The sequence below is a fragment of the Streptomyces sp. NBC_01298 genome (assembly GCF_035978755.1).
In the GTDB taxonomy this organism is placed as follows: Bacteria; Actinomycetota; Actinomycetes; order Streptomycetales; family Streptomycetaceae; genus Streptomyces.
This window is the reverse complement of the sequence record NZ_CP108414.1, coordinates 3,975,549-3,988,610: the sequence shown is the minus strand read 5'-3', so window position 1 is coordinate 3,988,610 and position 13,062 is coordinate 3,975,549. Positions and strand designations below refer to the sequence as shown.

Genomic DNA, 13,062 nt, shown 5'->3' with positions numbered 1-13,062 from the left:
CGGGGATTTCTGGCTCAGGCGGCCACTTGGGGCGGCGCCCCGGGTGGTCTTGTGCCCTCAGCACCAGCCGGATTGAGACCAGCCCGGACCAGCATCACGCGGGCGGAGTTCTTGTCCCTGGGGGACACGGCTCCGTACGCGGTGCAGGTATACGTTCGTTCCGAGAGGGGTAGCGCGTGCTTGGTTCTCGCTCCGCACTGCGCACAGTCCATGGTGGTGTGCGCGGGGTGTACCAGGTGCACGGTCCGCCCGCGCCTTCGGCCCATCTCGACCAGAGCCGCCTTCGTCGCGCAGATCGCCGCGTCGGCGGCCTTGCGGGCCTCGGTCAGCATCTTGTCGAGCTGCCCCGGACCACACATCCGCTTGTCCATGCCATCGGGCCGGCGCTTGTTCCAAAGGTGCGTCTGCTTCGACTTCGCGCAGCGCTCGTTCCAGATCCGCCGGCACGGGTCCCACTCAGCTAGGAGCAGGCCGAGAGCGGTGGACGACACACCTCCGACCCGAGGACCCATTGCTCCCGGCCTGAAGGCCGGGGCGTCCTTGGAGAAATCCGGTGAAGGGAAGGCGAAGGGTGGGCCACATCTCCAGGGGTGCCGGTGAGTCTTGGGCGAAGAACTGATAGACAGTTAACCTCCACGGCCCCGTTCGGCCGTCCGCGCGAAGCAGTATGGGGTGCGCGGAGCGACATGTGAGTTATTTACGTTTTACGGGGGCCCGGACCGGCCTCCGCTCTGGGGGGATCGCCGCACTGTGAAGCCACTTCACCGTCACCTCGTCAACACCTCGCGCAAAGTCGTGTGCACGGCCGCCCTCGCGGCCAGCCTGACCACCGCCGCCGTCGTGACCAACACGCCGATCGCGGGCGCGGGGGAAGCCGAGCCGACCCCCGACAGCCCCCAGGCGACCGATCGCGGTGACGCCCGCCTGGAGCTTCCGGACCTGGTCGCCGACCCGCCGCCGGCGATCCCCGGCGCCGCCAGCCCCGACGGAGCCACCGCGGGCATACCCGCGACCGCCCTCGACGCCTACAAGCGCGCCGGGATCTCGGTGGCCGCGGCCCTCCCCGGCTGCCACCTGCCCTGGCAACTGCTCGCGGGCATAGGCCGGGTGGAGTCCGTACACGCCTCCGGCTACGGGCTCAAGGCCGACGGGTACACCGAGAAGCCGATCCGCGGGCCCCGCCTGGACGGCAACGGCTTCGCCGAGGTCAAGGACACCGACAAGGGCGAGTGGGACGCGGACCCGCAGTACGACCGCGCGGTCGGCCCGATGCAGTTCATCCCCTCCACCTGGTCCACCTGGGGCGCCGACGGCAACGCCGACGCCAAGCGCGACCCGAACAACATCTACGACGCGGCGCTGGGCGCCGGCCTCTACCTCTGCGCGGGGCAGCGCGACCTCACCAAGGCGGGTGACCTGGACGAGGCGGTCCTCAGCTACAACAGGTCGCGCGATTACGTGAACACCGTGCTCGGCTACATGCGGCAGTACCAGGCCGGCCAGGGCACGACCCCGGTCACGAACCCGCCGGCCGGCAACAACCCCACGCCAACGCCTACGCCGACGCCGACCCCCACTCCGACGCCGACGCCTACGCCGACCCCCACGCCGACGCCGACTCCCACTCCGACGCCGACCCCGAAGCCCACCCCGACCCTGGACAAGCTGGTCAGGATCGGCACGCGGGAGCTCACGGCCGAGGCCGGGACCGAGTTCGCGCGCACTCCGCTCATCAAGGCGGTGCTGAGCGACGGCATGCCGGCCGTCGGCCAGCGGATCGTGGTCTCGATCGACGACGACACCACCGGCCGCACCGTGTTCGCGGCCGACGGCAAGGAATTCGCCGTCCTGAACACCGACGCAAAGGGCCTGATCCGGGTCCCGAAGCTGAAGGCGGGCCGCAAGGCGGGCGACTTCACCCTGCGCGCCTCGGCCTACGCTTCGTCCGAGGTCTCCGTGAGGATCGCGGGCACGGTCACCCCGGCCACGCCGGTCCCCGTCCCCGAGGCGGACCAGCTGATCCGCAGCGACGAGAACGCGGGCAAGCCGCTGACCGCGGTGGCCGGCACCGGGATCAAGGGCGTGCAGTTCCTGGCGACGGCGAAGGACAAGCCGGTCGCCGGGGCCAAGGCCACGGCCGGGCTCGGCGCCAAGGACAAGGACGGGAAGTGGGTCCCGGCGGACCCGGCCAAGGCGGGGGAGACCCCGTACTTCCTGGACAAGGACGGCAAGAAGCTGACGGAGCTGGCGCTCCCGGCGACCGGCGCGGACGGCAAGACCGCCCTGCCGGAACTGTCCACCACGGGCGTCGCCGCGGGTACGTACACGCTCCGCGTGCGGATCTCGGACCAGGTGGTGCTCTTCCTGGAGATCACCGTCACCGCGCCCCCGGTCACCGACCCGACCGAGCCGACCGACCCGCCGGCCACCGACAAGCCGGCGACGACGAAGTCGGCGACGACCGAGCGCCGGACCCGCAAGGCCTAGTACCCGAAGGCCTGGTCCCGGAAGGCCCGGTCCCCGAAGGCCTGGTCCCGGAAGGCCTGCCGGAGCACCCCGCCGAACTCGGCGGGGTGCGTGGTCAGGCCGGTGTGCCCGCCGGGGAAGTGCAGCAGCTCTCCGCCGAAGCGCTCGGCGAGGTACGCGGCCGGGCGGTAGGGCAGCTCGCCCCGCGAATCCCGGCCGCCGGCGAGAACGAGCCGGTCCGAGACCGCCTCCAGCCGCCGGAGGTCCGGGGAGTGGGCCATGAAACTCGGCACGATCCGCCCGAGGAAGTAGGGCAGGTCGGCCATCGTCCGCGCGGCCCGGGCGGCCGCGTGCGGCGGCGGGGCGGCCGGCGCGGGTAGCTCGGGAACGGGGGCGTCCCCGTCCGGCCCGCCCTTCAGCCCCGCCGCGAACACCCCGATCGCCGGCATCAGCCCCTCCGCGTCCAGGGTGTCCCGTACGCGGGCGAGGAAGGCGCGGTGCGCGGGGGCGTCCGGGAGCACCTCCACCAACGGCGGCTCGTGCGCCACGAGCCGTACGAAGCGTTCGGGCCGGGCCGCCAGCAGGTGCAGGGCCGCGATCGCGCCCGAACTGGAGGCGAAGACCCGGGCGGGCTCGCCGGGCGACAGCAGATCCAGCAGCCGCAGCGCGTCCTCGGCGTGCTCGGCCACGCTCTGCCCGGCCTCCGGTGCGTCCAGCGGGCTGCGGGACAGGCCGCGCGGATCGTAGGACGCGACGGTGTACTCGGCGGCCAAGGCCTCGGCGACTCCGTCGAAGGCGGCCGCGCCGCCGGTCCCGCCGGGGATCAGCAGCAGGAGCGGGCCCCGGCCGCGCACCTCGTAGCGCAGGGTCGCGCCCGGCACGCGCAGGCGGCCGACGGTCGGGGCGCTCACGGCGCTCACGCGCAGTCTCCCCGGCGGGCGATGCCGCGCTGCCTCAGCAGGTGGTGCAGGGCGTCGAGGGACCAGAGCCAGGAGGCCTGCGGCTCCCGCGCGTGGGCGAAACCGCCCGAGGCCTCCAGGGCCACGAACCCGTGGAACGTGCTGCGCAACAGCCGGGCCGCGTCGGTCAGATCGGGCTCCGCCAGCCCGTAGCCGCGCAGCATGCCGTACGTCAGCGCGATCGCGCGGCCCGGCCCGGCGGCCTTCGCGGCCAGCTCGGGGTCGATCCTGCCCGGGGCCTGGGTGGCCGCGTAACGCCCGGGGTGCTTGTGGGCGTACTCCCGCCAGGCGTTGGCGAACGCGAAGAGCGCGTCCTTACCGGCGAGCCCCGCCGTCGCCTCCGCGATGAGCAGCGTCTTCTCGTCCGCCGCCAGCAGCGCGATCCGCCCGCGGAGGTCCTCCAGGCTGCGGACGTGCGCGTAGAGGCTCGCGTCCTGCACCCCGAGCCGCCGCGCGACCTGCGCCATGGTCAACCGGTGCAGCCCGACGTCATCCGCCACCTCGGCCCCCACGACGGTCACCTTCTCGGCCGTCAGCCCCATGCGTACGCCCACCACGACATCCTCCCCGTTGTCCCTAAGGGTCCTAGGCTACAACTTTGATCACTAGGCACAACCCTAGGAACCCTAGTTCCGGTCTCGATCTCGATCTCAATCTCGGCCTCAATCCCGATGGGCGGCGAGGAAGACGCGGGTGCCGGCGGCGGCGTGCCGGTCGAGGTCGGCATCGGTGCACTGGGAACGGCCGGCGAACATGGCCTCGTTCACCGGGATCCCCAGCAGCAGGCCGGAGAAGTGGTTGGCGGGCCGGTTCGGCGTCGTCGACACGGAGCGGCCCCTCGTCCGCCAGGCGCCGGAAGGCGATGCCGCGGCAGCGGGGACGCGGGCGCACCGCACATGGGCTCCTTCACCACCCGGTGACCGGCCGGGACGACAGCCGCGGAGCGGGGCGAACCGGCGTAAATCACCGTTCCGGCCGCGGGTTCGCGACCACCCGTCTACGGTGCCGTGATGACCCTCGGCTCCCGCTTGGGCCTGGTCCACGAGGGGACGCTCCGCAGCCACATGGTGCGGCGGGACGGCACGCGCCGGGACTCGCTGTACTACAGCGTGCTCGCGGACGAGTGGCCGTCCCTGCGCGACAGGCTGCTCACCCGGATCGCGGCCAAGATGGCCGGCTGATCGGGCGGGGCGGGGCGGGGCGGGGCGGCGGGCAAAAGGCAGGAGCCCCGTCGACTCTGCTCGCACAGAGAAGACAGGGCTCCTTGGGTACTGCATATCCAACCGCGATTGGTTGGCCCAGGCGACTAGGCCGGGGTGACGTTCTCCGCCTGCGGGCCCTTCGGACCCTGGGTGACGTCGAAGTTCACCAGCTGGTTCTCCTCAAGGGAGCGGAAGCCGGCGGCGTTGATCGCGGAGTAGTGGACGAAGACATCCGGGCCGCCGCCGTCCTGGGCGATGAAGCCGAAGCCCTTTTCAGCGTTGAACCACTTGACGGTTCCGGTAGCCATGAGCCCTCCTATGGGCCAAAGGGTCGCCCTGCTCCAGAACCTGCTAAGAAGTCTGAAAACTACAAAAGCCTGCGGGTCACATTCTCCGCAGGCCTCGTACTGCAAGGGAAACCAAACTGCAACTTGCGTCGAGCCTAGCACGCACCTCCCGGCCGAGACCAGAGGGAAAGATCACGTCACTCGGACGTTTGAGACCCGCCAGACGGCTGACGGAGACGCGGGGGCTAGTCTCGCGATGTGGACGTCTATCGCAGCCGGCCCCGTGTCGGCCACATTCAGTTCCTGAACTGCCTGCCCCTCTACTGGGGGCTGGCCAGAACCGGCACGCTGCTGGACCTGGAGCTGACCAAGGACACCCCGGAGAAGCTCAGCGCGAGCCTCGTCCAGGGCGGCTTGGACATCGGTCCCATCACCCTCGTGGAGTTCCTCCGCAACGCGGACGACCTCGTCGCCTTCCCCGACCTCGCGGTCGGCTGCGACGGTCCCGTCATGTCCTGCGTGATCGTCTCGCAGGTCCCCCTGGACCAGCTGGACGGCGCCCGCGTCGCTCTGGGATCCACCTCACGAACGTCCGTGCGCCTGGCGCAGCTGCTGCTCGCGGAGAAGTACGAGGTGCGGCCCGACTACTACACCTGCCCGCCCGACCTGGGCGTGATGATGCAGGAGGCGGACGCCGCGGTGCTGATCGGCGACGCCGCCCTGCGGGCCTCGCTGCACGACGCGCCCCGGCTCGGGCTCGCCGTCCACGACCTGGGGGCGATGTGGAAGGAGTGGACGGGGCTGCCGTTCGTCTTCGCCGTCTGGGCCGCCCGCAAGGACTACCTGGAGCGGGAGCCGGAGGTCGTGCGCAAGGTCCACGAGGCCTTCCTCGCCTCCCGGGACGTGTCCCTGGAAGAGGTCGGCAAGGTCGCGGAGCAGGCGGCCCGCTGGGAGGCCTTCGACGCGGAACTCCTGGAGCGCTACTTCACGACGCTCGACTTCCGCTTCGGCGCCGACCAACTGGCCGGCGTACGTGAATTCGCGCGGCGGACGGGACTCACGACGGGCTATGCGCCCGATGTGAACGTGGAGCTCCTGCCGGTGGCCGTGCCGGGTCATTAGCGCGGCTTATGAGGGTATTCGCCTTTCCGCAGAGCGGAATGGAGCGGAAAGGCGAATGCCCGCCCCGCCCGCCTGCCGTTTACCGCGAATGCGTTCTCCTTTCACCTCCCGGCTCGCAGCGGGGCCGGGCGTGCGGGCCCTGGAACAGACGCTGGCCGGGTTCGAACCGAGCGCCGCCGCCGCTGCCGCCTGAGGTGCGGCGGGCTCCGCCGGTTCTTGAGGGCGCCCGGTGGCGCTGCTAGCGTGCGTCGCCAAGTCACGGGGTGTGGGGCGGGGGCATGTGATGAGGTTCCGGGAACGGGCGGCCGCACCGGGCCGCGGAGCCGCGGGGGCGGGCTGAGATGGGCATCACGCTGTTCGTGGCCGGGGTCACGCTGTGGGGCGCGGCGGCGGGACTCCTCCTGCCCCGGGCCGCCTACCGGCTCTCCGTCGAGGTGGGCCTGCCCTGGCGCTCGTCCTGCCCGGCCGGCCACCCCCTGACCGGCCCGGCGGGAGGCTGGCTGGGCTTACCCCTCTGCCCCCGATGCGCCCCGGCTCCGGACGTTGCCCTGGCTCCGGACGTGGCTCCGGACCCGGCTCCGGCTCCGGACCCGGCTTCGGACGCGGCCCCGGCTCGGGACGCCGCCCGGGCTCCGGACCCGGCCACGGCTCCGACCCCGGCTCCGGCCCCGGCCCCTGACGGCGGGCCTGGCCGCCGGCAGCGGTACCGGGCACGGGGGCGGGGTGGCTACGCGCCCGTCGGAGGGGCCGCCCTTGCGACCGTCCTGGTGTGTCTCGCGCTCGGGACCGGGGTCGGGGCGCGGCCCGAGCTGGTGGCCTGGCTGCTGCTGGCGCCGTTCACCGTCCTGCTCTGCTTCGTCGACCAGGCCGTGCACCGGCTGCCCGACGTACTGACCCTGCCGCTCGCCGCCACCGCGGCCGTCGCCCTCGGCGTGGCCGCCCTGTTCACCGGTACCGGCGGATCCTGGACCCGCGCGCTGCTCGGGGGGCTCACCCTCGGGTCCGTGTACCTCGTCCTGCACCTGGTCTACCCGCCCGGCATGGGCTTCGGCGACGTCACCCTGGCTCTGACCGTGGGGCAGGTCCTGGGCTGGTACGGGTGGTTCGTGCTGTTCGCGGGCACCCTCGCCGCCTTCGTCGCGGCGGCCGTGCACGGGTACGCCCAGGTCGCGCTGCGCCGGGTGGAGCGCGGGACGTCGATGGCCTTCGGCCCGTTCATGGCGGGCGGCGCCCTCGCGGGCGTGATCTACGCGGGCCTGGGCCTGGGCATGGGACTCGACCTGGGGTCCGGTCCGGTCCTGGGCGCGGGACCGGGGCCGTGAGGCATCCCGCAGGGGGCCAGCCCGGGAGCCGGACGGGCTGGCGTAGGCTGGATCGGTCCGGGGAATCTTGACCGCAGCCGGGCGCCAGCCGAACGACACAGCCGAAAGGTGACGCACCGGTGACCGACCAGGCCGCTCTCCCGTCAGTCCTCGACCGAGCCGCCACTGGGGGCCGGATCACCCAGGAAGAGGCGCTCGACCTCTACCGCCACGCGCCCCTGCACGCGCTGGGCCAGGCCGCCGACGCGGCCCGCCGGCTGCGCTACGCCGGTACCGAGCACATCGCGACGTACATCATCGAGCGCAACATCAACTACACCAACGTGTGCGTCACCGCATGCAAGTTCTGCGCCTTCTACGCGGCCCCCAAGGACACGAAGAAGGGCTGGTCCCGCGACCTCGAAGACATCCTGCGCCGCTGCGCGGAGACCGTCGAGCTGGGCGGCACGCAGATCATGTTCCAGGGCGGCCACCACCCGGACTACGGCGTCGAGTACTACGAGCACCACTTCTCCGCCATCAAGCAGGCCTACCCGCAGCTGGTCATCCACTCCCTCGGCGCGTCCGAGGTCGAGCACATGGCCCGGATCTCCAAGGTGTCGGCCGAGGAAGCGATCCGGCGCATCCACGCCGCCGGTCTCGACTCCTTCGCGGGCGCCGGCGCCGAGCTGCTCCCGGAGCGCCCGCGCAAGGCGATCGCCCCGCTCAAGGAGTCCGGCGAGCGCTGGCTGGAGATCATGGAGATCGCCCACACGCTGGGCGTGGAGTCCACCTCCACCATGCTGATGGGCACCGGCGAGACCAACGCCGAACGCATCGAGCACATCGCGATGATCCGCGACACGCAGGACCGTACGGGCGGCTTCCGCGCCTTCATCCCGTACACCTACCAGCCCGAGAACAACCACCTCAAGGGCCGGACCCAGGCGACCGTCTTCGAGTACCTGCGCATGATCGCCATCGCGCGGCTCTTCCTCGACAACATCGCCCACATCCAGGGCTCCTGGCTCACCGTCGGCAAGGAGGCGGGCCAGCTCTCCCTGCACTACGGCGCCGACGACCTCGGTTCGATCATGCTGGAGGAGAACGTCGTCTCCTCGGCCGGTGCCAAGCACCGCTCCAACCGCATGGAGATCATCGACCTGATCCGCAAGGCGGGCCGCACCCCGGCGCAGCGCGCCACGACGTACGAGCACCTCCTCGTGCACGACGACCCGGCCAACGACCCGGTCGACGACCGCGTCGTCTCGCACATCTCCTCCACCGCCATCGAGGGCGGCACCGCCCACCCCGAGCTGAAGCTCATCTCCACGAACTGACGCGCCCGTGCTGACGATCCACACCGCCGAACTCCTCGTGACCGGGGCCGCCAACGGACCCGGTCAGGGGCCCGCGCCGCTGCCCGGCGGCGCGGTCCTGGTCGAGGGCGACCGCATCGCCCGGGTGGGCCCGTACGAGGAGCTCGCCGCGGCCCACCCGCACGCGCGCGCCCGCAGCTGGCCCGGGGTACTGACCCCGGGGCTGCTGGTGCGCGGCGGCGACGAGCTGCTGGAGCGCACGTACTACCCGGACGACCCCTACGAGATCACCGAGCTCGGGGCCGAACCGATCAGCGGCGCCGAGGCGTTGGCGGACCTGAAGATGACCGAGCCGCGCTGGGGCAACAGCGCGCGGCGCGGCACCCAGAAGCTGCTCGCCCGCGGAGTGGTCGCGGTGGCCGGCCGGTTCACCAGCCCGGCCGTCCGGACGGCCGTGGTCCGCTCCGGACTCACCGTCGTCCCGCCCGCCCCCTACGAGGGCCCCGCCTCCCTGGACCCGCTCGCCGGCCGGACCACCGCCGAGGAGGCCTTCCACGGGGTCCTGGAGCCGGGCGCCCCGGCCCGGTTCGCGGTCTTCGCGGTACCCGGGCCGACGGAGCTGCTGGTGGAGGGCCCGACGACCTGCGTGGCCACGGTCATCGGCGGCAGGCTGCTCCACCGCCGCCGCTGAGCGCGGCGGGGTCCGCCGTCCCGCGGCGGTCCTCGCGGACCAGGAAGACGGCCACGAACGCGAAGACGACCATGAGGACGGTGGCCGTCGAGGCGAGGACGGACCAGCCGCCGGCGTGGTGCGCGACGGCTTCGTCGACGCCACCGCTGGCGAACATGGTCGTCGGGTCCGTGACGGCGTGGAGGGCGATCGCGGACCAGATGGTGCCGGTGAGACGCATGACGAGGTACATGCACACGCCGAAGCCGAAGGTGTAGACGACGGTGAGGAGCACCGTGCCCGGCTTCATCCCGGACAGCAGGTTGCTCACGTGCATGAGGGCGAACAGCAGCGACGAGACCACCATCACGAACCGCTCGCAATGCCCGGCGCCGCGGAGCAGATCGACCGCGAGGCCGCGCGTCGCGAGCTCCTCGGCGAGTCCCACGCAGATGCCGAGAAGGGCGATGAGGAGGAGCTGCTCCGGCCGCCAGCTGTTCCAGTCGGTGGCCGCGACATGGCCGACGACGGCGGTGAGCGCGAGCGCGGGCCCGATCCACATCCAGGGCCGGCCCGCGGGCGTCCGCCTGGCGAAGATCGAGCGGAGCCGGCCGATGGCGGCCGCGAAGCCGAGGAGCGTCACGGCGCCGATCGCGATCGGCAGGACGAAGGCGAAGAAGACGCCGGCACCCGTCGCCAGCACGTCGTCCTTGTCGATCTCGTCGCCGAAAACGGCGTCGATGGCACGCCCGACCAGCAGGTAGTACGCCAGGTACCCGACGATCACCAGGACGGTCTTGCCCAGGGTCGGCCGGTCGAAGAAGGGTATTCGGGACGTGACCGGACCGTCGTCCGTCGGCTCAACCATGACGTACCCACTTATCTCTAAACTTTTATGCCTATCGCACAATAAGCCACGCAACCTCCCCTGATGGGCCAATACGGGCGGCCGGGTGCCGGGGACGGGGGCCTGCGAGAATGACGTGGGGTCCACAGGACCTGCCGAACCACTCGCACCACACCCGAGGGGCCCACGCCAGTGACCACCGCTTCCCTGGACAAGCAGCCGCACGAAGTCGCCTCCATGTTCGACGGCGTGGCGGCGAACTACGACCTCACCAACGACGTCCTCTCCCTCGGGCAGGCCCGCCTGTGGCGCAAGGAGGTCGCCAAGGCGGTCGGCGCGCGCCCCGGGCAGCTGGTCCTCGACCTGGCCGCCGGCACGGCCACCTCCTCGCTGCCCTTCGCGGCGGCCGGCGCGTACGTCGTGCCCTGCGACTTCTCCCTCGGCATGCTCCGCGAGGGCAAGAAGCGCAACCCCTGGCTCCCGCTGACCGCCGGCGACGCGACGAAGCTCCCCTTCAAGGACGACGCCTTCGACACCGTCACCATCTCCTTCGGCCTGCGCAACGTCCAGGACACCGACGCCGCCCTGCGCGAGCTGCACCGGGTCACGAAGCCCGGCGGCCAGGTCGTGATCTGCGAGTTCTCGCAGCCCACCTGGGCCCCCTTCCGGACCGTGTACACCGAGTACCTGATGCGCGCGATGCCGCCCGTGGCCCGCGCGGTCTCCTCCAACCCCGACGCCTACGTCTACCTCGCCGACTCCATCCGCGCCTGGCCCGACCAGCCGGCGCTGGCCGGACTGCTGCAGAAGGCCGGCTGGTCCAAGGTGGCCTGGCGCAACCTCAGCGGCGGCATCGTGGCCCTGCACCGCGGCACCAAGCACGCGTAGTACGGGACCGCGGAGATGGACTACCAGGCCCTGCTGGAGCAGGTCGCCACCGACATCGCCCCGCTGATCGGCAGCGGCACCACCGCCGAGTACATCCCGGCGCTGGCGTCCGTGGACCCCCGGCAGTTCGGGATGGCCGTCGCCGACCTCGACGGCAACGTGTACGGGGTGGGGGACTGGCAGACCCCCTTCTCCACGCAGTCCATCACCAAGGTCTTCGCGCTGGCCCTCGCGCTCGCCGAGGGCGGCGTCAGCCTGTGGGAGCGGGTCGGCCGGGAACCCTCCGGCAACCCCTTCAACTCCCTCGTGCAGCTGGAGTACGAGAACGGCATCCCGCGCAACCCCTTCATCAACGCGGGCGCGCTCGTCGTCACCGACCGGCTCCAGACGCTGACGGGCGACGCGAGCAGCGAACTGCTGCGCTTCCTCCGGGAGGAGAGCCAGAACCCGGAGGTCGGCTTCGACGCGGAGGTCGCCGCCTCCGAACAGGAACACGGAGACCGCAACGCGGCCCTGGCCCACTTCATGGCCGCCTACGGGAACATCGACAACCCGGTGCCGATGCTGCTGGAGCACTACTTCTGGCAGTGCTCCATCGAGATGAGCTGCGCCGACCTGGCCCGGGCCGGCCGCTTCCTGGCCCGGCACGGCCTGCGCGCGGACGGCTCCCGCCTCCTCACGCGCAGCGAGGCCAAGCAGGTCAACGCGGTGATGCTGACCTGCGGGACGTACGACGCGGCGGGGGAGTTCGCCTACCGGGTCGGCCTGCCGGGCAAGAGCGGCGTGGGCGGCGGCATCGTGGCAGTGGTCCCCGGCGCGTGCACGCTGGCCGCGTGGAGCCCCGGCCTGGACGCCCAGGGCAACTCCGTCGCCGCGGTCGCCGCCCTGGACCGCTTCACGACCCTGACGGGCCTGAGCGTTTTCTAGCTTTTGACGCGCCCCTCGCACGGCTCGGCCCTGGCGGGCCTCCCCGGCTTCGCGCCGCTGCGCCGGACTCCGTCCGGCGGTGGCCGGGCGGGGCTGGCGCCACTGTCGTCCCGGCTTGGGGCCGGTGGGCGGGTGCGGCTGGGTCGGCCCTGCGGGGCTGGGTCCCCTACCCGCCCTTCGCCCGTTCCCCGGGCGCTGCCCGGACCCGTTCCGGGGGCCAGCCCCCGGACCCCCGCTCCTCAAACGCCGGAGGGGCTGGATATACCCAGCCTCGCCGGCGTTTGAGGAGCGGGGGTCCGGGGCGGAGCCCCAGGGGGTCCGGGCGCAGCCCGGTACCCCTGCTCTTCAGCCCGTCCGGCGTTTGAGGACCGGGGTCCGGGCAGCGCCCGGGGAACGGGCGAAGGGCGGGTAGGGGACTTCGCCCCGCGCAGCGGCAAAGGGTCGCAGCGGGGGTCAGGACGGGGGGAGGGTCAGCTCGTAGCGGCGGGCGGTGCGGGGGCCGCCCGGGATGGGGTGGCGGGCCGCCAGGGTCATGCCCAGGCGCTCCGCCACCGCGATCGAGCGGACATTCGCATCGTCGATCATCGCCACCACATCCGAAACCCCGGCCCCCCGCACCCGATCGAGCGTCGCCAGCGCGGCCGCGTAGGCATAGCCCCGCCCCCACGCGGAGCGACCGAGCCGCCACCCGATCTCGATCTCGCCCACCGGCCCCCACGCCTTCGACTCCGGCCACGGCTGCGCGCCGGTGAAGCCGATGACCTCACCGTCCCCGTCCAGCAGGGTCCACAGGCAGAAGCCGAGCCGGGCGTCGTGCATCCGCTGCCGGGCGGTGATCTCCTCGTAGAAGGAGAGCTCGGCGGGGCCGCCGAGGAACTCCATGACGTCGGGGTCGTGGAAGACCCGGTGCCAGGCGTGCGCGTCCTCGTCCGTGGGCACACGGAGCTGGACGACGGGGAGCGGCCGGGTCGGCGAGGTGGTCACAGGGGGCAGCCCTTCGGATCGCGATCTCTCTCGCTGCATAGACTGCACAGGTCTTGTGCCAATGGGCACCCTTTATCGAGCCTTCGGGAG

General features: G+C 72.1%; 14 protein-coding genes and 1 pseudogene. 8 read left to right on the top strand and 7 right to left on the bottom strand.

The window, feature by feature from the left end; all coding sequences use genetic code 11:
- Nucleotides 1-14: 14 nt before the first annotated feature.
- Nucleotides 15-326: pseudogene (locus tag OG730_RS17935) on the bottom strand (zinc ribbon domain-containing protein); the annotation flags it as partial.
- Between the two features lie 424 nt (nucleotides 327-750).
- Here OG730_RS17935 and OG730_RS17930 point away from each other — a divergent pair.
- Entirely contained in the window at nucleotides 751-2,487 is a 1,737-nt protein-coding gene (locus tag OG730_RS17930; protein WP_327305175.1) for a lytic transglycosylase domain-containing protein, read from the top strand.
- On the opposite strand, the gene OG730_RS17925 is transcribed toward OG730_RS17930, so the two are convergent.
- The 3 genes from OG730_RS17925 to OG730_RS17915 all read right to left on the bottom strand — a co-directional run bounded on the left by OG730_RS17925 (nucleotide 2,484) and on the right by OG730_RS17915 (nucleotide 4,252).
- Complete coding sequence (locus OG730_RS17925; RefSeq protein ID WP_327309312.1) at nucleotides 2,484-3,377, bottom strand: alpha/beta fold hydrolase; 894 nt, start codon at nucleotides 3,375-3,377, stop codon at nucleotides 2,484-2,486. The two genes, OG730_RS17930 and OG730_RS17925, sit on opposite strands and share 4 nt — an antisense overlap.
- A gap of 5 nt (nucleotides 3,378-3,382) precedes the next feature.
- A complete protein-coding gene (locus OG730_RS17920; protein WP_327309311.1) occupies nucleotides 3,383-3,967 on the bottom strand; it encodes a TetR/AcrR family transcriptional regulator in 585 nt (194 codons plus the stop codon).
- A gap of 120 nt (nucleotides 3,968-4,087) precedes the next feature.
- The gene (locus tag OG730_RS17915) at nucleotides 4,088-4,252 is read right to left on the bottom strand and encodes a TetR/AcrR family transcriptional regulator C-terminal domain-containing protein (RefSeq protein WP_327305174.1); all 165 of its coding nucleotides are present in this window, start codon (nucleotides 4,250-4,252) and stop codon (nucleotides 4,088-4,090) included.
- Nucleotides 4,253-4,435: 183 nt separating this feature from the next.
- On the opposite strand from OG730_RS17915, the gene OG730_RS17910 reads away from it, so the two are divergent.
- Nucleotides 4,436-4,606, top strand: coding sequence for a GNAT family protein (locus OG730_RS17910; protein ID WP_327305173.1), 171 nt, complete (start codon nucleotides 4,436-4,438; stop codon nucleotides 4,604-4,606).
- 125 nt (nucleotides 4,607-4,731) lie between these two features.
- Here OG730_RS17910 and OG730_RS17905 read toward each other — a convergent pair whose 3' ends face one another.
- Nucleotides 4,732-4,935, bottom strand: a complete 204-nt coding sequence (locus tag OG730_RS17905; RefSeq protein WP_112451444.1) for a cold-shock protein — start codon at nucleotides 4,933-4,935, stop codon at nucleotides 4,732-4,734.
- Nucleotides 4,936-5,172: 237 nt separating this feature from the next.
- On the opposite strand from OG730_RS17905, the gene OG730_RS17900 reads away from it, so the two are divergent.
- From OG730_RS17900 to OG730_RS17885, 4 genes are all read left to right on the top strand, one after another.
- Complete coding sequence (locus OG730_RS17900; protein WP_327305172.1) at nucleotides 5,173-6,036, top strand: menaquinone biosynthetic enzyme MqnA/MqnD family protein; 864 nt, start codon at nucleotides 5,173-5,175, stop codon at nucleotides 6,034-6,036.
- A 341-nt stretch (nucleotides 6,037-6,377) separates the two neighbouring features.
- Entirely contained in the window at nucleotides 6,378-7,358 is a 981-nt protein-coding gene (locus OG730_RS17895; protein WP_327305171.1) for a prepilin peptidase, read from the top strand.
- A 119-nt stretch (nucleotides 7,359-7,477) separates the two neighbouring features.
- Entirely contained in the window at nucleotides 7,478-8,677 is a 1,200-nt protein-coding gene (gene mqnC / locus OG730_RS17890) for a cyclic dehypoxanthinyl futalosine synthase (RefSeq protein WP_327305170.1), read from the top strand.
- Between the two features lie 7 nt (nucleotides 8,678-8,684).
- Entirely contained in the window at nucleotides 8,685-9,347 is a 663-nt protein-coding gene (locus tag OG730_RS17885; protein WP_327305169.1) for an imidazolonepropionase-like domain-containing protein, read from the top strand.
- Here the strand turns inward: OG730_RS17885 and OG730_RS17880 are convergent.
- Nucleotides 9,313-10,194 carry a CPBP family intramembrane glutamic endopeptidase gene (locus OG730_RS17880; protein WP_327305168.1) on the bottom strand — a complete coding sequence of 294 codons (882 nt, stop codon included), beginning with the start codon at nucleotides 10,192-10,194 and terminating at the stop codon, nucleotides 9,313-9,315. The genes OG730_RS17885 and OG730_RS17880 overlap by 35 nt on opposite strands.
- A 171-nt stretch (nucleotides 10,195-10,365) precedes the next feature.
- Here OG730_RS17880 and OG730_RS17875 point away from each other — a divergent pair, with 171 nt between their 5' ends.
- Both OG730_RS17875 and OG730_RS17870 read left to right on the top strand, forming a co-directional pair.
- Nucleotides 10,366-11,061 carry a demethylmenaquinone methyltransferase gene (locus tag OG730_RS17875; protein WP_327305167.1) on the top strand — a complete coding sequence of 232 codons (696 nt, stop codon included), beginning with the start codon at nucleotides 10,366-10,368 and terminating at the stop codon, nucleotides 11,059-11,061.
- A gap of 15 nt (nucleotides 11,062-11,076) precedes the next feature.
- On the top strand, nucleotides 11,077-11,988 hold the full coding sequence (locus OG730_RS17870; protein ID WP_327305166.1) for a glutaminase: 912 nt from the start codon (nucleotides 11,077-11,079) through the stop codon (nucleotides 11,986-11,988).
- Nucleotides 11,989-12,441: 453 nt separating this feature from the next.
- Here the strand turns inward: OG730_RS17870 and OG730_RS17865 are convergent, their stop codons facing one another.
- Nucleotides 12,442-12,972 carry a GNAT family N-acetyltransferase gene (locus tag OG730_RS17865; RefSeq protein WP_327305165.1) on the bottom strand — a complete coding sequence of 177 codons (531 nt, stop codon included), beginning with the start codon at nucleotides 12,970-12,972 and terminating at the stop codon, nucleotides 12,442-12,444.
- Between the last annotated feature and the right edge of the window lie 90 nt (nucleotides 12,973-13,062).

Excerpts from the sequence above, each read along its gene's own strand:
- OG730_RS17920 (WP_327309311.1), bottom strand. The coding sequence starts at position 3,967 with ATGGGGCTGACGGCCGAGAAGGTGACCGTCGTGGGGGCCGAGGTGGCG.
- OG730_RS17910 (WP_327305173.1), top strand. The coding sequence starts at position 4,436 with ATGACCCTCGGCTCCCGCTTGGGCCTGGTCCACGAGGGGACGCTCCGC.
- OG730_RS17905 (WP_112451444.1), bottom strand. The coding sequence starts at position 4,935 with ATGGCTACCGGAACCGTCAAGTGGTTCAACGCTGAAAAGGGCTTCGGC.
- OG730_RS17895 (WP_327305171.1), top strand. The coding sequence starts at position 6,378 with ATGGGCATCACGCTGTTCGTGGCCGGGGTCACGCTGTGGGGCGCGGCG.
- OG730_RS17880 (WP_327305168.1), bottom strand. The coding sequence starts at position 10,194 with ATGGTTGAGCCGACGGACGACGGTCCGGTCACGTCCCGAATACCCTTC.
- OG730_RS17870 (WP_327305166.1), top strand. The coding sequence starts at position 11,077 with ATGGACTACCAGGCCCTGCTGGAGCAGGTCGCCACCGACATCGCCCCG.